General features: G+C 73.6%; 13 protein-coding genes. 7 read left to right on the forward strand and 6 right to left on the reverse strand.

The features are described from left to right. The first annotated feature begins 77 nt into the window (after positions 1-77). From ASC99_RS00385 to ASC99_RS00395, 3 genes are read left to right on the forward strand one after another with little or no spacing between them, the layout of a single operon-like run. Entirely contained in the window at positions 78-3,299 is a 3,222-nt protein-coding gene (locus ASC99_RS00385) for an FtsX-like permease family protein (protein ID WP_057226900.1), read from the forward strand. Next, positions 3,296-6,010: a hypothetical protein gene (locus ASC99_RS00390; RefSeq protein ID WP_057226902.1), complete on the forward strand. Its 2,715-nt coding sequence runs from the start codon at positions 3,296-3,298 to the stop codon at positions 6,008-6,010. Before ASC99_RS00385 ends, ASC99_RS00390 begins: the two co-directional genes overlap by 4 nt. Next, on the forward strand, positions 6,007-6,957 hold the full coding sequence (locus ASC99_RS00395) for an ABC transporter ATP-binding protein (RefSeq protein WP_057226904.1): 951 nt from the start codon (positions 6,007-6,009) through the stop codon (positions 6,955-6,957). The genes ASC99_RS00390 and ASC99_RS00395 overlap by 4 nt, the downstream gene beginning before the upstream one ends. Here the strand turns inward: ASC99_RS00395 and ASC99_RS00400 are convergent, their stop codons facing one another. The 4 genes from ASC99_RS00400 to ASC99_RS00415 all read right to left on the reverse strand — a co-directional run bounded on the left by ASC99_RS00400 (position 6,958) and on the right by ASC99_RS00415 (position 12,018). Further along, positions 6,958-7,857, reverse strand: a complete 900-nt coding sequence (locus ASC99_RS00400) for a carbohydrate kinase family protein (protein ID WP_057226906.1) — start codon at positions 7,855-7,857, stop codon at positions 6,958-6,960. A 72-nt stretch (positions 7,858-7,929) separates the two neighbouring features. Beyond that, positions 7,930-9,420, reverse strand: coding sequence for an MFS transporter (locus ASC99_RS00405; protein ID WP_255359216.1), 1,491 nt, complete (start codon positions 9,418-9,420; stop codon positions 7,930-7,932). 120 nt (positions 9,421-9,540) lie between these two features. Next, a complete protein-coding gene (locus ASC99_RS00410; protein WP_057226908.1) occupies positions 9,541-11,256 on the reverse strand; it encodes a DUF885 domain-containing protein in 1,716 nt (571 codons plus the stop codon). A gap of 66 nt (positions 11,257-11,322) precedes the next feature. Next, entirely contained in the window at positions 11,323-12,018 is a 696-nt protein-coding gene (locus ASC99_RS00415; protein ID WP_057226910.1) for a rhomboid-like protein, read from the reverse strand. 116 nt (positions 12,019-12,134) lie between these two features. Between ASC99_RS00415 and ASC99_RS00420 the strand changes: the two genes are divergently transcribed. Next, positions 12,135-12,878: a TetR/AcrR family transcriptional regulator gene (locus ASC99_RS00420; protein WP_057227927.1), complete on the forward strand. Its 744-nt coding sequence runs from the start codon at positions 12,135-12,137 to the stop codon at positions 12,876-12,878. Between the two features lie 117 nt (positions 12,879-12,995). Here ASC99_RS00420 and ASC99_RS00425 read toward each other — a convergent pair whose 3' ends face one another. Further along, complete coding sequence (locus ASC99_RS00425) at positions 12,996-13,952, reverse strand: GlxA family transcriptional regulator (protein ID WP_057226912.1); 957 nt, start codon at positions 13,950-13,952, stop codon at positions 12,996-12,998. Between the two features lie 99 nt (positions 13,953-14,051). Between ASC99_RS00425 and ASC99_RS00430 the strand changes: the two genes are divergently transcribed. Further along, positions 14,052-14,741: a DJ-1/PfpI family protein gene (locus ASC99_RS00430; protein ID WP_057226914.1), complete on the forward strand. Its 690-nt coding sequence runs from the start codon at positions 14,052-14,054 to the stop codon at positions 14,739-14,741. A gap of 165 nt (positions 14,742-14,906) precedes the next feature. On the opposite strand, the gene ASC99_RS00435 is transcribed toward ASC99_RS00430, so the two are convergent. Then, positions 14,907-15,758, reverse strand: coding sequence for a fumarylacetoacetate hydrolase family protein (locus ASC99_RS00435; RefSeq protein WP_057226916.1), 852 nt, complete (start codon positions 15,756-15,758; stop codon positions 14,907-14,909). Between the two features lie 223 nt (positions 15,759-15,981). Here ASC99_RS00435 and ASC99_RS00440 point away from each other — a divergent pair, with 223 nt between their 5' ends. Together ASC99_RS00440 and ASC99_RS00445 are read left to right on the forward strand one after the other, a co-directional pair. After that, positions 15,982-16,926, forward strand: a complete 945-nt coding sequence (locus ASC99_RS00440; RefSeq protein WP_057226918.1) for an STM4015 family protein — start codon at positions 15,982-15,984, stop codon at positions 16,924-16,926. After that, positions 16,923-18,005 carry an STM4014 family protein gene (locus tag ASC99_RS00445; RefSeq protein ID WP_235502758.1) on the forward strand — a complete coding sequence of 361 codons (1,083 nt, stop codon included), beginning with the start codon at positions 16,923-16,925 and terminating at the stop codon, positions 18,003-18,005. The genes ASC99_RS00440 and ASC99_RS00445 overlap by 4 nt, the downstream gene beginning before the upstream one ends. The last annotated feature ends 11 nt before the right edge of the window (positions 18,006-18,016 follow it).

Consider the following 18,016-nt stretch of genomic DNA (forward strand, 5'->3'; position numbering starts at 1 on the left):
GCCCTTCCACTTGCTGTTCGAATCTGACAGAGTCGTCCGCTATCCGGTACAGGGCGGCCGGAACGGGGGGAAGACACATGCTCGGCTTTGTCCTGCGTCGGCTGCGCGGTCGGCTGCCACTCGCAGCTGCGGTGCTGTTCACCGTACTGATCACCACGACCGTGCTGACCACGCTGGTGGCGTTCAACCGCACCGTGGCCGAGGCCGGTCTACGGCGAAATCTGGACGGCGGCACCAGGGTCGGCGTGCTGCTGAGTGCCGACCACGCGCTGGACGCCAGGGCCGCGGACGACGCCGGGGCCACCGCCTTCGGCGCGCACCTCTTCGACGGGCTGCCGGTCACCGTGCAGAGTCTCGCCCGCAGCCGCTCGTACGGACTGCCGGGTGCACCGGGCCCCAGCCGCGAGGTGGATCTGACCGTGCTGGCCGCGCTGGACCGGAGCCGGCTGCGGCTGACGGCCGGTCAGTGGCCGACCGCCGACGGAACCGTCCAGACCGCCGTCCCGCAGAGCACGCTCTCCCGGCTCGGCCTGACCGAGGCCGCGCTGCCCGCCCAGGTCACCCTGTCCGACCGGTACGGCGGCTCCCCGCTCACCATCAGGGTCACCGGGGTCTACCAGGCCGCCGACCGCGATGCGCCCTACTGGCGGCTGGACCCGCTCGGTGGCCGCGAGATCCAGGTCATGGGCTTCACCACGTACGGGCCGATGCTGGTCGACGACGGCGTGTTCCGGGCCGGCCTGCTGCCGCAGGGCAGCCGGGGCTCGCTGCTGACCGCCGACTTCACCACCGCCGACCCGGAACGGGTCGAGCAGCTCAGGGCCCGGACCGCCCAGTTGCCCGAACTGCTCAAGCAGCACCTCCCCGGCACCCAGGTGCAGACCGAACTGCCCGCTCTGCTGGCCGAGTTGCACTCGGCGACGCTGGTCACCAAGTCCACCCTGCTGATCGGGGCGCTCCAGCTGGCGGTGCTGGCCGGAGCCGCGCTGCTGCTGGTGGTGCACCTGGTGTCGGAGCGTCAGGTCCGGGAGAACGCCCTGCTCACCGCCCGGGGCGCGACCCGGCGCAGGCTGGCGGCCTGGACGGCCGTCGAGGCACTGCTGCTCGCGCTGCCCGCCGCCCTGCTCGCCCCGCTGCTGACCGGGCCGCTGCTGCGGCTGCTGACCAGCTACGGCCCGCTGACCGGGATGCCGCTGGACCACGCCGACACCGCCGTCCGCTGGCCGGTGGCCGGGGCCTGCGCGCTGGTCTGTGTCGCGCTCACCGCGCTGCCCACCGTGCTCCGGGGCGACGGCGGCCGGGTGGTGTCCCGCCGGCAGGCCGTGGTCAGCACCGTCGCCCGCTCCGGCGCCGACCTGGCGCTGCTCGCGCTGGCCGTGGTCGCGTACCAGCAGCTCGGTGCCCGCACCGGCGGCCTCTCGGTGGACGCCGACGGGCAGTTGGGCATCGACCCGGTGCTGGTCGCGGCGCCCACCCTGGCGCTCTGCGCCGGGACCCTGCTGGTGCTCCGGCTGCTGCCGTTCGCCGCCCGGCTCGGGGCCCGGCTGGCCGCCCGGGGCCGTGGCCTCGGCCCGGCGCTGGGCGGCTGGCAGCTGGCCCGCCGCCCGGGCCGGGCGAACGGTCCGGTGCTGCTGCTGGTGCTGGCGGTCGCCACCGGCGTCCTGGCCCTCGGCCAGCACGCCGCCTGGCGCGACTCGCAGCACGACCAGGCCGCCTTTGCCACGGCGGGCGGTCTGCGGATCTGGGGCTCGGCGCTGCCGGCGCTGGGCCAGGGCGGCCGGTACGCGGCCCTGCCCGGCGGCGACCGGCTGCTGCCGGTGGCCCGGATCGACCAGTCCCTGCCGGGCGACGTGCCGGGCCGGGTGCTGCTGACCGACACCGCCCGCGCGGCCGGCGAACTGGTCGTCAGGCCCGACCTGTTCGACGACCGGGCGGCCGGGGAGCTGTTCGCGCCGCTGTCCGAGCCGCAGCCGGCCGGGCTCCGGCTGCCCGGGAAGCCGGCCCGGATCGACCTGACCGTGGCGGTCCAGGTCGCCGACGCCCCCATCGGGGACTGGGCCCAGTACTTCCCCGGCACAGCGTCCGACCCGTTGCACTCGCCCGACCTCTGGCTCCAGCTGCGGGACGGCTTCGGGGTGTCCCACCGCATCCTGGTTCCGCAGCTGCCGCCCCGGAGCGAGCTGACCGTCTCGGTGGACCTGGGCGCGCTGACCGCCGCACCGCTCGGCGCGGTCGCCGCGCCGCTGACCCTGACCGGCTTCGAGCTGACCCACCCCACCGGTTCGCGTGAGGGCGGCGGCGAGCTGACGGTCCGCCACCTCGCCGTCTCCGACACCGCGACCGGACCCGCCACCGCCGTCCCGGCGCCCGTCGGCGCCTGGACCGCGACGGCCGAGGTCGGCCCCCCGGTGGACGTGCGCGTCGGCGCCGCGGCGGACTCGGTGCTGACCGTCGGTTACACGCAGTCCACCAGCCACCGCAGCATGCTGCTCGCCCCCGGCGGCACCAAGTCGGGCCCGGACGTCAAGGGCCTGGCCACCCACGCCTACCTGACGGCCGTCGGCGCCAAGGTCGGCGACCTGATCAAGGTCCAGGTCGGCAACGCCAGCCTGCCGGTCCGGATCACCGGCGCGGTCGAGGCGCTGCCGGTGTACGGCACCACCGCCCTGCTGCTCGACCTGCCCAGCACCGACCGGTGGCTGAGCGACCGCGGCTCCGACATCCCGGCCGTCAACGAGTGGTGGCTGCCCGCCTCCGGCCCCGGCGACCGCACCCCGGCCGAGGCCGCCGCCGCCCTGCGGGCCGGACCGACCGCCCAGCAGCTGACGCTCCGTGAGGAGGACGCCGCCGCCCGGGTCGGTGACCCGCTGAGCGCCGCCCCGCAGAGTGCACTGGCCGCGCTGGCGCTGGCCGCCGCGGTGCTGGCCGCCATCGGCTTCACCGCCGCCTCGGCCGCCTCGGCGAGCGAGCGGGCCGGCGAGTCGGCCGTACTGCTCGCGCTGGGCGCGTCCCGACGGCTGCTGAACCGGACCGCCGCCGCCGAGCAGGTGGTGCTGGTCGCGATCGGCACCGCGGTCGGGCTGCTGCTCGGAGCCGTACTGGTCCACCTGGTGGTGCCCCTGGTGGTGCTCACCCCGGCGGCCCGCCCGCCGGTTCCCGAGGTCCTGGTCGGGCTGCCGCTCGGTCAGGTGCTGGCCCTGGCGGCCGGGACCGCCGCCCTGCCGCTGCTGTCCGCCTTCCTGGTCGGCGGACGCCGCCGGGACGTGGCCGCCCGGCTCCGGTTCGTGGAGGAGAAATGAGCACCCCGGCCCCCTGGGTCCGTACCCGGCTGCGCACCGCGCCGCTGGCCGCCCTGCTCACCGCCGCCCTGGCACTGGCCATGGTCTTCCTGGCGGCCGCACTGCCCCGGGCACTGGACCGGGGTGCGAACGACGCGCTGCACAGCTTCCTGGGCTCGCACGGTCCGCTCACCACCAGCGTGCGGGTCACCTCGGGCCCGGCCTCGGGCGGTGGCGACCCGGCGAAGAAGCTGGACACCACCCTGGCCGAACTCACCGGCGCCGTCGGCGCGGTGCTCCCGCTCGACCCGAGCGGTCCGGTGTACGGACGCCGGGGCAACAAGACGCGTGAGCTGCGGGATCCCGGGCTGGACCGCCCGGAGGGCCTCCCGCCCGAGCTCGCCCTGCTGTACCTGCACGGGGCGCAGGACCACCTCCGGCTGACGGCCGGTCAGTGGCCGGGCGGCGCTGCGGACGGGGAGCCGGTCCGGATCGCGCTGGAGGCGAGCGCCGCCGAGACCATCGGGATCAAGCTCGGCTCGGTGCTCGACGGCAGTGCCGTGGGGCTGGGCCCGGAGCAGGTCCAGGTGGCCGGCCTGTACGCGGTCCAGGACCCGGCCGACGTGTTCTGGGCCGGGGAGGGGTGTGCCCTCAAGGCGTGCAAGAACCTGCGCTACATGGGTCCGTGGGAGCCCCCGGTGGCGTACTGGTACACCATCGCGCTGACCGGCCCGGAGGCGTTGTCCCGCCTGGCCGGCTGGGGCAACGGGGACGAGGACTTCTGGCGGCTGCCGGTGCACGTGGACGCGCTGCGGGCGGACAAGCTCCGGCAGAACTCCTTCGACCTCTCGGCAGTCACCGCAGGACCGATCGCCGCCCGGATGGCCATCGGAACCGACCGGCCCGGCCTGCGGATCAACTCCGACCTGCGGACCCTGATCGACACCGCCCGGAAGCGGCAGTCCGCGATCGACTCGCTCACCGCGATCGGCCCGGCCGGCGCCGCCGGTGTGGCCGCCGTGGTGCTCTGCCTCGCGGCGGCGCTGACCGCCGAACGGCGGACGGCTGAGCTGCGGCTGCTCCGGGCCCGCGGTGCCAGGACCGGCGGGATCTGCCGACGGCTGCTCGGCGAGGGGGCGCTGACCGTGCTCCCCGCCGCCGGGCTCGGCGCGCTGCTCGCCTTCACCCTGCTGCCCACCCCGCGCTGGCTGACCGCCACCGTCGCGGCGGGCTCGGTCACCCTGCTCGCTCTGCTGGCCTTCCCGGTCCGGACCGCCCTGCTGCTCCGCAACCCGGCCGGCGAGGCCAGGTCAGGACGCCGCCGCCTGATGGCCGAACTCGCCGTGCTGGCCGCCACGGTGGCGGCCGCCACCCAGGTCGCCCGACGCGGGGTGGCCCCGCTCGGCGAAGGGGTGGACCCCCTGCTGGTGGCCGCCCCCCTGCTGCTCGCACTGACCGGCGCGCTGCTGCTGGCCCGGCTCCAGCCCGCCCTGATCGGGCTGCTGGCCCGCTGGGCCAGGCCCCGGCCCGGCGCGATCGCCTTCCTCGGTCTGGCCAGGGCCGCCCGGGGCAGCGGCCCGCGCTCACGGCCCTCGGTGCTGCCACTGCTCGCCCTGGTGCTCGCGGTGACCTGCGGCGCGGTCGGCGCCACCGTGCTGAGCTCGGTCGCCGCCAACCGGACTACGGTGGCCCGGCACACCATCGGCGCTGACGCCGTGGTCAGCGCCCAGCTGAGCGGCTCGCTGCCGGCGGGGTTCGTCACGGCGGCCGGCCAACTGCCCGGGGTGGAGACGGCACTGCCGGTCTGGACCGAGGACGACGTCACCATGTCGACCGGCAGTGGCGGTTCGGTCCGGGTCAACGTGGTGCTGGCCGACCCGGTCGGGTACGCCAGGCTGGCCGAGGTCGCCGGGCGGGGCCGGTTCGACCCGGCCCTGCTCACCCCGGTACCGGGCCGGCCGCTGCCCGCCCTGATCAGCAGTGACCTGCCGGAGGGCGAGTTCACCCTCCGGCTGGGCGGCGGCGAGGCGGTCCCGATCCGCACCGTCGGCATCGCCGACGGCACCCCGGCCCTGAGCGGGGCGGCCGCCACCAACGTGGTGCTGCCGGTCGGTCCGGCGGCCGAACTGCTGCCCCGGCTCGGCGGCCCGGACAGGTGGCTGGCCGACGGGCACCTGGACGACGCCCGACTGCGCGCGCTGGCCGAGGAGTTCCTCGGGGCCCCGGCCGTCGGCACCCGGCCGGGCCACCTGGTGCGGACCAGCGCCGGGATGGTCGCGGAGCTCGGCAGCGACCCGCTGCAGAACTCCGCCGAGCGGCTGTTCTGGGTCACGGTCGGCGCCACGGCGCTGTTCGCACTGCTCTCCGTCCTGCTGACGCTGTTCCGGGCCGGGCCCGAGCGGGCCGCGATGCTGGCCCGCCTGCGCACCATGGGTCTGCGACCCCGGCAGGGGCTGGCGCTGATCCTGGCCGAGGCACTGCCGCAGGCGCTGTTCGCCGCCCTCGGCGGGGCGCTGACGGCGGTCGGCTGCATCCTGCTGCTCGGCCCGGCCGTCGACCTCTCCCCCCTGGTCGGCGCCGAGGTCCCCTCCGGGCTTCGGCTCACCGCCGCACCGATCGTCGAACAGACCCTCGGGCTGGCGCTGTTGGCCGCCCTCGCGGTGCTGGCCGAGGCCGCCGTCACCGCCCGCCGGCAGATCACCACCGAGCTACGAGCGGGAGACACCCGATGAGCACTCCGCCCCCGAGCCTGGCCGAGCTCCAGCGCAAGGCGCTGGCCGCCGCCGCCCCGCAGAGCGTCCGGCCCGGCCTGGCGATCAGCTGCGAGCGGCTGGTCCGGATCTTCAACGCGGACGGGATCGAGGTCCAGGCGCTCCAGGGACTCGACCTGACGGTGGACCAGGGCGACCTGGTGGCCCTGGTCGGCGCCTCCGGCAGCGGCAAGTCCACCCTGCTGAACGTGCTGGCCGGTCTTGACACCCCGACCGCGGGCGCGGCCACCGTGGCGGGCTGCGACCTGCTGACGATGACCGCCAAGGACCGGCTGCGCTACCGCCGCGAGGTGGTCGGCTTCATCTGGCAGCAGACCGCGCGCAACCTGCTGCCGTTCCTGACGGCCGCTCAGAACATCGCCCTGCCGATGGAGCTGCGCTCGGGCCACCGGGCCGCCAAGCGGCAGCGCGCCCGGGTGACCGAGCTCCTGGAGGCGCTGGACATCGGCGAGTTGGGCCACCGCCGCCCGGCCGAGCTCTCCGGCGGCCAGCAGCAGCGGGTGGCGATCGCGGTCGCACTGGCCAACGAACCGGCGGTGCTGCTCGCCGACGAGCCCACCGGCGAGCTGGACTCGGAGACCGCCACCGGGATCTTCGAGGCCTTCCGCACCGTCAACCGCGAACTCGGCACCACCGTGGTGGTGGTCACCCACGACCCGATGGTGGCCGGTGAGGTGCGTCGTACGGTGGCGATCCGGGACGGCCGCACCAGCAGCGAGGTGCTCCGCCGCACCGTGACCGACGAGCACGGCCAGGAGACGGTCAGCGAGCGCGAGTACGTGATGCTGGACCGCACCGGCCGGGTCCAGCTGCCCGCCAAGTTCCTGGCCGCGCTGGGCATGCAGCACCGGGTGGCGGCCGATCTGGCGGCCGATCACATCGCGCTGCACCCGGACGACACCGACTGATCAGCCGAGCCCGGCGGCCAGCCCCGCCGGTGAGACGAAGTCGGTGTGAGTGCCCACCGAGGTGCAGGCGTACGCCCCGGCGACCGCCCCGGCCCGGGCACAGTCCAGCACCGGGCGCCCGGCCAACCGGCCGTACAGGAAGCCGGTCACGTAGGCGTCGCCCGCGCCGTTGGTGTCCACGACCGGCCGGCCCGGGTCCACCGCCGGCAGGTGGTGGATGGTGTCCGGCTGATCCCGCGTCAGCAGGTAGCTCCCGTTGGCGCCGTCGGTGGCGGAGACCAGGGTGGCCCGGCCCTCGGCGAGGATCTGCCGCATCACCTGCTCGTGCCGGCCCCGGCAGCCCGCCACCGACAGGAACACCAGGTCGGAGTTGACCGCGTAGTGCCGGTGGTGCGGGTTGACGCCGTCCCAGTCGTGCAGGTCGGTGGAGCTGGTCAGGCCGAGCCGCCGGATGTCGGCGTACATGTCCCGGTTCACACCGGTGATGGACAGGTGCACGTGGCGGCTGCGCTCCAGGTACGGCAGGTAGAACTCGGCGGGCAGCCGGAGTTCGGCCGGGTGGCGGCCGTCGTAGAACGAGAACCGGCGGCCCTGGGCGTCCACCAGGTTGACCGAGCGCGGGGTGCCGGCGGGCGAGAGCAGGTGACTGAACGGCAGCCCCCGGCGCCGGTACTCGGCCAGGATCAGCTCGGCCTGCGGGTCTTCGCCGAGGAAGTCCAGGAAGTGGGTGCGCAGCCCGAGCAGGTGCGCCCCGAGCGCCACGCCGTTGCCGGTGTGCGCCACGTAGTCGCGGATCGGCGGGACGGACTGGGAGTCGGCGTCCGGCAGTTCGAGGCGGTCCAGCCGGACGATGGTGTCCACGCCGGTGCCGCCGGCCACCAGCAGGTCGTAGTCGGTCATGGCCGGAGTCAACCAGGGTGCCGGGGCATGGGCAATCCCTTGCGGAAAGATTCCGCAAGGGATTGCAGACGCTCAGGCCAGCATCTGCGCCGTGGCCTCGGCGGACTCCGACTCACCCTGCTTCGGCTTGTGGTCGATCATCAGGAAGGTGATCAGCGCCGCCGTCAGCAGGATGCACATCGCCACCACGGTCGCCACCACGTAGCCGTGCACCGCGCCGGCCGACCGGACCTCCGGACTGCTCGCGTTCCGGGTCGCCAGGTAGGTGGCCGTGACGCTGGCCGCGATGGTGTTGAGCAGCGCGGTGCCGATCGAACCGCCCACCTGCTGGGCGGTGTTGATGATGGCGGAGGCCGCGCCGGTCTCGTACGGTGCCACCCCGAGGGTGGCCAGGCTCATGGTCGGCATGAAGACCATGCCCATGCCGAAGCCGAGCAGGAGCTCACTGGGCAGCACCACGGTCGCGTAGGAGCTGTCGACCTTCATCTGGATCAGCCAGGCCATACCGGCGGCGGCCAGCAGCAGGCCGGGCACCACCAGGTTTCGGGACGGCACCCGGGTCATCAGCCGGGCGGCGATACCGGTCGCGCTGATGATGATCGCGGCGGTCATCGGCAGGAAGGCGACACCGGCCATCACCGGGGAGTAGCCCTTGACGGCCTGGAGGTAGTAGGTGAGGAAGAGGAACAGGCCGAACATCCCGATCATCGCCATGCCGACCGCGATCGCGGCGCCGCCCCGGTTCCGGTCGCCGACGATGTGCGGCGGCATCAGCGGGTGCGTGGTCCGGCGCTCGAACAGGGCGAAGGCCGCCAGCAGGGCGGCGCCGAGCAGCAGGCAGCCGATCACCACCCAGTCGTCCCAGCCCCGGCTGGTCGCCTGCGAGGTGCCGAACACGATGGCGAGCAGGCCGCCGCAGCCGAGCACCGCGCCGGGCAGGTCGAGCTTGACCCGGTGACCCTTCTCGATGTGGTCGCGCGCGAGCAGGTAGTACGCGCCGATCGCCGCACCGATGGCGATCGGGATGTTGACGAACAGGCACCAGCGCCAGTTCAGGTACTCGGTGAGCAGCCCACCGGAGATCAGCCCGATCGCGGCGCCGCCGCCCGCGATGGCGCCGAAGATGCCGAAGGCGGTGGCCCGCTCCTTGGCATCGGTGAAGGTGTTGGAGAGCAGCGACAGGGCCGAGGGGGCGAGCAGCGCGCCGAAGGCCCCCTGGAGCGCGCGGGCCGCGAACAGCATCCAGCCCTCGGTGGCGAACCCGCCGATGGCGGAGGCGACCGCGAAGCCGAGCAGGCCGACGGTGAAGGTGCGCTTGCGGCCGAACAGGTCGCCGATCCGGCCGCCGAGCAGCAGCAGACCGCCGAACGCCAGCGTGTAGGCGGTGATCACCCACTGCCGGTTGGCGTCCGAGATCCCCAGTGCCTTCTGGGCGGAGGGGAGGGCGATGTTCACGATGGTCGCGTCCAGCACGATCATCAGCTGGGCGATGGCGATCACGGCCAGCGCCCACCAGCGCCGGGGATCCACCGTCTGGTCTGCGGGAGCGGGTTGCTGGGACACCGTTTTGCCGCCTTCCGAGAGACTCCGGGAGAGCTGTTTGGGGCAACACTCTCTCCAGGAGATCCCTCGAAAGGGCGACAAGCAACAGCTTTTAGTGGTTTATGTCCAGATTTGGACAGATCAGAGCGCGGCCAGCACCTCGACCAGGTCGTCCAGTCCCAGCGATCCCTGGGACAGTGCCGCCATGTGCCAGGCCTTCTGGTCGAAGACCTCGCCCCTGGCCTCGGCCGCCGCCCGGGCCGCCGCCCGGCCGCGCAGCCAGGCCCGCTCGCCGAGCTTGTAGCCGATCGCCTGGCCGGGCAGCCCGAGGTAGCGGATCAGCTCGCTGTCCAGGAAGTCGGCCGACAGCCCGCAGTACCGGCCGAAGAACTCCCTGGCGTCGTCCGGCAGCATCGGCTCGCCGGGCATGAACGGGGAGTCGGCCGGGAACTCCAGGCCGACGTGCATGCCGATGTCCACGATCACCCGCAGCGCCCGCATCATCTGGGCGTTCAGGTAGCCGAGCCGCTGCCCGGGGTCGGTCAGGTAGCCCAGCTCGTCCATCAGGCGCTCGGCGTACAGCGCCCAGCCCTCCAGGTTGGCGCTGACCCCGCCGAGGGTGACCTGGTAGGTGGAGAGCCGGTCCGCGACGTACGTCCACTGGGCCAGCTGGAGATGGTGGCCGGGCACGCCCTCGTGGTACCAGGTGGAGACCAGGTCCCAGACCGGGAAGCTCTCCCGTCCGAGCACCGGCAGCCAGGTCCGGCCGGGGCGGGAGAAGTCCAGTGAAGGGGCGGTGTAGTAGGGGGCCGCGGCGCTGCCGCTCGGGGCGATTTTGGACTCCACGTTGAGCAGTGGGTCCGCGAGGTCGAAGTGCACGCCCTGGAGGTCGGCGATCGCGGTGTCCATCAGGTTCTGCAGGTAGGCGCGGACGTTCTCCTCGCCCTTGATCGCCGGGCCGTCGCTCTCCAGCCAGGCCATCGCCGCCATCGGCGTGCTGCCGGGGAGCACCTTCCCGGCCTCGGCCCGCATCTGCGCGTCCAGCTCGTGGAACTGCTCCCACGCCCAGCCGTACGCCTCATCCAGATCCAGGTCGGAGCCGGTCCAGTAGCGCACCCAGCGGGCGTACCGCTCCCGGCCCGTGGTGTCGGGCTGCCCGGCGGCCGCCGCACCGTAGACGTCCCGCAGCCAGTCCCGCAGCTCGCCGAACGACTCGGCCGCCGTGACCGCGATCGCGGTCAGCTCCGCGCGCTGGTCCTGGGGCGCGTCCTGAACGAACTCACCGAACCAGCCCCCCGGCTGATCGCCGGTCAGCCACTCCTCGATCTGGCCGACCACCGTGACCACCTGGCGCGGGCCCGAGAGCAGTCCGCGCTCGATGCCCTCGGTGAGCAGCTCACGGTACTGGGCCACCGCGACCGGCAGCCGGCCCATCCGGCGGCCGATCAGCGTCCAGTGCTCCGGCGTCTCGGTGGGCACGATGGTGAAGACCTCGCGCACACCGTGCAGCGGCGAGCCCAGGTTGCGGACCGCCCGGAAGTTCTCGCCCGCGTCGTGCACGGCGAGTTCGGCGGTCAGGCGCTCGCGGAGCAGCCGGGCACAGCGCAGCTCGGCGTCGTCCGCCGCGGCCCCGGCCGCCTCGGCCGCGTCCAGCTCGGCCAGGGTGCGGCGGGCCAGCTCGGCCACCGCCTCGATGCCGGTCGGCGAGAGGTCGGGCAGTCGGTCGTCGTCGTCCGGACCGAGACCCAGGTAGACCGCGGTCACCGGGTCGAGGGCGGCCAGCGCGTGGACGTAAGCATCGGCGATACGGCGGGGGGTGGTGCCGTCGGCAGGGGAGTTGATCAGTGCTTCAACCATTCGGCCATCCTTCCGCAGGCGGCCGGGTTTGCAAGCCCCTTTGCCTAGGCTTGTGCCGATGTACCGTCAGATCGCCTGCCGCCACGGCCTGCTCCGCCAGGCGGCCACCGGGTCCCAGGTCGGCCGCCCCCGGGCGAACCGGTAGAAGCTCAGGCCGATCAGCACCGAGCAGAAGTGCCCGAGGTCGGTGAAGGTGTGCGAGGTGACCAGCGGCAGCAGGTAGAAGAACAGCAGCCCGCCGCCGTAGAGCCAGCGCCAGCGCCCGGCGAACCGGTAGGTCAGCACGCCCTCCACCCCGGCCAGCGCGTAACTGACGCCGACGTCCACGGTGTTCGCCATGTTCTCCGGCAGCCGCCCCGCGTCCACGCCCCAGGCGACGAGGCCCTCGCTGACGAAGGTGGCCAGCACGTGGGCGGTGAGCGCGACCGTGAGCCAGCGCCAGGTGCCCAGCCAGCGTTCGACCGGCACGTGGAAGATGTTGAAGATCACGAAGTAGAAGAAGAACGCCGACTGCTCGGTCCAGATCGCGCTGGCCAGCAGCGCGTGCACGGGGTGCGAGCGGAGCTGGTCGATGTTGGTGCTGCGCTTGCCCAGGAACCAGTCCAGGTTGGCCGGGTCGATCCTGGCCACCACGAAGCTGGTGAAGGCCAGCAGCAGCAGCCAGCAGTACGTACCCGGCGCCGCCCGGACGTACTTCCAGACCGCCCGCAGCGCCCTGACCGGAAGGCTCGTGGCCACCGGCTCCTGCACGGTCTCCTGCATCTGTGCTCCCGAATGCCGCTGACATCTGGTCACATGATGGTCTGATATGCCCGATTCGACGGATGGACCCGCCGAGCACGGCGGCAAACGGCGACCGGACGGCTACCCTGGCCGCCATGGCAGTCAGCGCAACGACCTCGTCCGATCCGGCAGCCCGGCGGCCCGGCTACCGGCGACTTCCGGTGCAGCAACGGCGCGAGCAGCTGATCGCCGTCGCCCTGGAGCTCTTCGCCTCCCGCCCGCCGGAGGAGGTGAGCCTGGACGACGTGGCCGAGGCGGCCGGCGCCTCCCGTCCGCTGGTCTACCGCTACTTCGCCGGGAAGCAGCAGCTGTACGAGGCCGCCCTGCGCAGCGCCGCCGAGGAGCTCGCGAGCCGGTTCACCGTCCCGCCGGACGGCACCCCCACCGAACAGCTCTCGGCGGTCCTGGACCGCTACTTCGACTTCGTCTCCGAGCACCACACCGGCTACGGCGCACTGCTCCGCGGCGGCTCGGTGGTCGAGACCGCCCGGACCGGGGCGATCGTGGACGAGGTCCGGCGAGCCGCCCTCCGCCGGACGGTCCGTCACCTCGGCGTCCGGGAGGCCGCCGGGCCCCGGCTGACCCTGCTGGTCCGCTCCTGGATCTCGGTGGTCGAGGCCTCCGCCCTCAGCTGGCTCGACGAGGGCCGGCAGATCCCGCCCGAGTCGCTCCGCGAGTGGCTGCTCGACGAGTTCGTCGTGATGACCGCCGCCACCGCCCTGCACGATCCCCAGACCGCCGAGGTCCTCACCCGCCTCCTCGGACAGGAGGGCCCCACCGGCCGCGCCACCGCCTTGGCGGCGAGGCTCCGGACGATGCTCACGCTCAACCAGAGCTGACCAGGGGCTCGGGGAACTGCGACGCCGGCCTCAGAAGCGTTCGACGTGCGTACCAGGTCAGGACTTTCGCATTTTGCCCCAGTCGCCACGAACCGTCGCCGTTCCCCGAGCCCCTGGCTACGCCATGGATTGGCGGAAGCGCGAGGGCGGCACGCCGTAGCGGGCGGTGAACGCCTGCCGAAGCGCCTCCGCGGAGCGGAAGCCGCAGTGCGCCGCCACCCTGGCGACCGGCAGCGAGGTGGTGGTCAGCAGCTGCGCCGCCGCCTCCAGCCGGGCGTCCCGGACAAACCGTCCCGGCGTCCGGCCGAGCTGCTCGGCGAACAGCCGGGTCAGCTGCCGCTCGCCGATCCCCGCGACTTCGGCCAGCGCTGCCGAACCGAGGTCCGCCGTCAGATGGCCCGCGACGTGGTCGACCGCCCGGCGGACCGCGTCGTGCCAGGGCGCGCCGGTGCTCACGTACATGCTCATCTGCGCCTGGTTGCCCGGCCGTTGCAGATAGGTGACCAGGGCCCGGGCCACCGACCTGGCCAACCCGGGGCCGTGATCCTCGGCGACGAAGGCGAGCGTCAGGTCGAGCGCGCTGGTGACGCCCGCCGCCGTCGCGACCTCGCCGTCCCGGATGAAGATCGGCGCCGGGTCGACCTCCACCGCCGGGTAGCCGGCGGCGAGTTGGGCCGCGTAGCTCCAGTGCGTGGTGGCCCGCCTGCCGTCCAGCAGCCCGGCGGCCGCCAGCACACTGGCGCCGGTGCAGACCGAGGCCACCCGGCGGCTCTCCCTGGCCAGCCTGCGGACGTGGCCGACGATCAACGGGTTGGCTGCGGCCGCCTCGTGGCCGAACCCGCCGGTGACCACCAGGGTGTCCAGCGGCCCCCGGAGTCGCTCCAGACTGTGGCCACCGTCCAGCGAGAGCCCGGAGCCGCAGCCGATCGGACGACCGCCGGGGGTGGCCACCGCGATCGCGTAACGCGGTTCCGCGCCAAGGCGGTTGGCCGTCGCGAGGGTGGTCGTGACGCAGGCGATGTCCAGCAGCTCCGCCGCGTCGTAGCCGACCACCACGATCTGTCGCTCCGTCATGGCGCCCACCCTATGGCGGACCGACCTGCACCCCAGGATTCCGGACCTGCCGCCGACCGGTGCTGGCCCGACCGCCCGGGTCCGGCGGAGGGTGACGGCATGACCAAGACCATCGCTTTCGTCGTCTACCCCGGCCTCACTCCGCTCGACCTGGTCGGACCGCTCCAGGTGCTCTCGGCGCTGGCCTCGCTCGACCCGTCCTACCGGGTGGTGGTGGTCGGCCGCGACCTCTCCCCGGTCGGGACGGACACCCCGCTGCGGCTGGCCCCGAGTCACACCTTCGCCCAGGTGACGGCACCGGACGTGGTGCTGGTCCCGGGCGGCGCCGCACCCACGATGACCGCGCTGACGGACCAGCACCTGCTGGACTGGCTGCGGCAGGCGGCCACCACCGCCGAAACGGTCGCCTCGGTCTGCACCGGCTCACTGCTGCTCGGCGCGGCGGGCCTGCTGGAGGGACGGCGGGCCACCACGCACTGGGGCATGCGCGGGCTGCTCCCCAAGTTCGGCGCGATCCCGGTGGCCGAACGCTGGGTCTCGGACGGGCCGTTCCTCACCGGAGCCGGGGTCTCGGCCGGGATCGACCTGGCCCTGCACCTGGTCGAGCAGCTGGTGGGCGCCGAACTCGCCCGCACCGTCCAGCTGTTCATCGAGTACGACCCCCAGCCGCCGCTCGGTGGCATCGACTGGGGGTCGGTGGACTACCCGGCCTTCGAACCGCACGCCCGCCGCATGCTCACCACCGGCCTGGCCGACCATCCGGACCTGCTCGCCCGCCTGCTCAGCTGACCCCTCCCGACATCAGCCACCAGGGGCCCGGGGAACTGCGACGCCGACCTCGTACAAGGTGATCCGTACATAGAGGGTCAGGCACTTTCGCAGTGACCCCGGCGCCAGATCTCCTCGCAGGTCCCCGAGCCCCTGACCGTAGATGCTCGGGGACCTGCGAAAGGGTCAGGCCTTGCCCAGCACCTGGCGCTGCCGCCCGAGCCCGTCGACCTCCAGCTCGACCAGGTCGTTGGGCCGCAGGAACGGCGTGCCCGGTCGGCCGAGGGTGACGCCGGCGGGGGTGCCGGTGACGATCACGTCGCCCGGTTCGAGCACCATGAACTGGCTGAGGTAGCGGACCACCTCGTACACCGGGAAGATCATCGCCGCGGTGCTGCCGTCCTGCCGGAGCTCGCCGTTGACCCAGAGCCGGAGCCCGAGCCGCTGCGGGTCGCCGACCTCGTCGGGCGTCACCAGCCAGGGGCCGAGCGGGGTGAAGGTCTCCGCCGACTTGCCCTTGTCCCACTGCCCGCCGCGCTCGAACTGGAAGGCCCGCTCGGTCACGTCGTTGACCGTGGCGTACCCGGCGATCACCGCCGCCGCCTCGGCCTCGCTCTCCAGGTAGCGGGCGGTCCGCCCGATCACGATGGCCAGCTCGACCTCGTAGTCGGTCTTCTCGCCGCCGCGCGGGATCAGCACCTCGTCGTACGGGCCGACCACGGTGTTGCTGGGCTTGAGGAAGACCACCGGCTCGGCCGGGATCGCGGCGCCCGCCTCCTCGGCGTGGTCCCGGTAGTTGAGACCGATCCCGACCACCTTGCCCGGGCGCACGACGGGCGCGCCGATCCGCTCCCCGGCGAGGTCGGTCTCCGGGAGTTCACCGGCCGCCACCGCGCGGGCCAGCTCGGCCGGGTCGAGCGCGGCCAGGAAGGCCCCGTCGATGTCCGGGGTCCGGCCGGAGAGGTCGAAAGCGGTGCCGTCCTGACCCAGCACCACGGGGCGTTCGGCGCCCTGAGGGCCGACACGGAGGAGCTTCACTGCCCATCACCACCTGGTTCGTCGCATGCCATCGAGGAGGCCGCACACCTCTCCCGTCCTATGCATCCGAGGTATATCAACCGGTCGGGCCTGCGAACCAGAGGGGACAGCTCGGCCAGTTCCTATCAATTCCTCCAACCCGCCGAAGGCCCGAATCAGCGTCCCGCACGGTTGACACCCCGGCCGTCAGCTGTTGTCGGGTCGAACTGATAGACAGTCCGGCATGGCGATCAGCGAGCACATCGAGGAATTCCACGGCCTCCCCGTCTTCGACTTCCCTGGCCCGGAGGGCACCGAGCTGCCTGCCCCGGAGTCGGTGGCCTGGCGGGTGCAGGTCGAGTACGACGGCGGCAGCGACTTCGCCGCGGTCTGGGCCGAGTTCCTGGCCGGGGTGGCGGTCGAGCAGGTCCGGGCCCTGGTGATCGGGCCGTGGTGGGAGGAGGACTACGAGCTGGTCGGGCCCGTCATCGCCGCGCTGACCGGCAGTGCCACCCGGCTCGGCGGCCTGCGGGCACTGTTCCTCGGTGAGGTCGTCTACGAGGAGTGCGAGCTCTCCTGGCTCCAGCTCGACGACGTGACCCCGCTGCTGGAGTCCTTCCCCGAGCTGGAGGAGCTGGTGGTGCGCGGCGCCTCCGCCGACTACGACGGCAAGGGTGGGCTCGCCCTGCGGGCCGTGCGCCACGAGAACCTGCGGGCGCTCCGGTTCGAGGCCGGCGGCCTGCCGGTCGCGGTGGTCCGGGCGGTCGGCGAGTCCGACTTCCCTGCCCTGGAGAGCCTGGAACTGTGGCTCGGGGTGGACGAGTACGGCGGCGACGCCGGGGTGGCCGACCTGGCGCCGGTGCTGAGCGGCGAGCGGCTGCCCGCGCTGCGCCGCCTCGGCCTGGAGAACAGCGCGCTGCAGGACGAGCTGGCCAAGGCGGCGGCCGAATCCGTCGTGGTCGGGCAGCTGGAGAGCCTGAGCCTGGCGCTCGGCGCCCTCACCGACGCCGGTGCGGAGGCCCTGCTCGGCCTGACCCACCTCCGCCGGCTGGACCTGCACCACCACTACCTCACCGACGCGATGCAGCAGCGCCTGCGCGACACCCTGGGCGCGGCCGGGGTGGAGCTGGACCTCTCGGACGCGGAGAAGCCCGACGATAACTGGCGTTACGTGGCGAACGGCGAGTGATCGCCGTCGTCGGTCACCCGGGCCACCGCCGGGTGGAGCTGTTCGCGGCGGCGGTGCGGTCGTTCGGGCTGCCGGAGCCGACCGTGCTGCCCTGGGCGGAGGTGCTGCGCGGCCAGGTCACCGTCCCGGCCGGTGCGCTGGTCCGGGTGGACTCCCCCGGCGAGGACCCGGCCGTGGACACGCTGCTGCGCGGTCCTGACTGTCAGCCGACCCGGGTGGAGGGCTCGGCCGTCTGGTACGCCGGGCTGCTCGGCGGGCTCGCCACCCTGGCGGCGGCGGTCGGACAGGCCCCCGACGCCCGGCTGTTGGCCGATCCGGCGGAGACCGCGGTGATGTTCGACAAGCGCCGCACCCACGCCCGGCTCACCGCCGCCGGGCTCCCCGTACCGACGGCGCTCGGTCAACCGGTCGGCAGCTGGCCGGAGTTGCGTGAGCTGCTGGCCGCCGCCGGGCTGCGCCGGGTGTTCGTCAAACCCGCGCACGCCTCCTCGGCGTCCGGGGTGCTGGCGCTGGAGTTCGGCCCCGACGGCAGGCTCCGGGCGACCACCTCGGTCGAGCTGACCCCCACCGGCCTGCACAACTCGCTCCGGGTCCGCAGCTACACCACCGAACCGGAGATCGCCGCCGTCGTGGACGCACTGGCCCCCGACGGGCTGCACGTGGAGCAGTGGATTCCGAAGGCGTCCCAGCACGGCCGCTCGGCCGACCTGCGGGTGGTCGCGGTGCACGGCAGGGTCACCCACGCGGTGGTCCGCACCGGCGCGGGCCCACTGACCAATCTTCATCTGGGCGGCGCCCGAGGCGATCTGGCGCTGGTCCGGGCGGCGGCCGGTCCGCACTGGGCCGGGCTGCTGGAGCTGGGCGAGCGAGTGGCCGCCTGCTTCCCCGGCTCCCCGATGGTGGGCATCGACGTGCTGCCCGGCGCCGGCTGGCGCCGCTGGTACGTCGGCGAGGTGAACGCCTTCGGCGACCTGCTCCCCAAGCTCCCCGGCCTGCCCGAGGGTCCGGCCGCCGGCCTGGACACCTACGGCGCACAGGTCCAAGCCCTGCTCGGAACGGAACTCGGAACGGAACGATGACCGCGATTCCC

This window comes from Kitasatospora sp. Root107, from assembly GCF_001424875.1.
Taxonomy (GTDB): domain Bacteria; phylum Actinomycetota; class Actinomycetes; order Streptomycetales; family Streptomycetaceae; genus Kitasatospora.

Bases quoted from the DNA above. Each gene is read 5' to 3' on its own strand.
- ASC99_RS00385 (WP_057226900.1), top strand. From the start codon at position 78: ATGCTCGGCTTTGTCCTGCGTCGGCTGCGCGGTCGGCTGCCACTCGCA.
- ASC99_RS00390 (WP_057226902.1), top strand. From the start codon at position 3,296: ATGAGCACCCCGGCCCCCTGGGTCCGTACCCGGCTGCGCACCGCGCCG.
- ASC99_RS00395 (WP_057226904.1), top strand. From the start codon at position 6,007: ATGAGCACTCCGCCCCCGAGCCTGGCCGAGCTCCAGCGCAAGGCGCTG.
- ASC99_RS00400 (WP_057226906.1), bottom strand. From the start codon at position 7,857: ATGACCGACTACGACCTGCTGGTGGCCGGCGGCACCGGCGTGGACACC.
- ASC99_RS00410 (WP_057226908.1), bottom strand. From the start codon at position 11,256: ATGGTTGAAGCACTGATCAACTCCCCTGCCGACGGCACCACCCCCCGC.
- ASC99_RS00415 (WP_057226910.1), bottom strand. From the start codon at position 12,018: ATGCAGGAGACCGTGCAGGAGCCGGTGGCCACGAGCCTTCCGGTCAGG.
- ASC99_RS00420 (WP_057227927.1), top strand. From the start codon at position 12,135: ATGGCAGTCAGCGCAACGACCTCGTCCGATCCGGCAGCCCGGCGGCCC.
- ASC99_RS00425 (WP_057226912.1), bottom strand. From the start codon at position 13,952: ATGACGGAGCGACAGATCGTGGTGGTCGGCTACGACGCGGCGGAGCTG.
- ASC99_RS00430 (WP_057226914.1), top strand. From the start codon at position 14,052: ATGACCAAGACCATCGCTTTCGTCGTCTACCCCGGCCTCACTCCGCTC.
- ASC99_RS00440 (WP_057226918.1), top strand. From the start codon at position 15,982: ATGGCGATCAGCGAGCACATCGAGGAATTCCACGGCCTCCCCGTCTTC.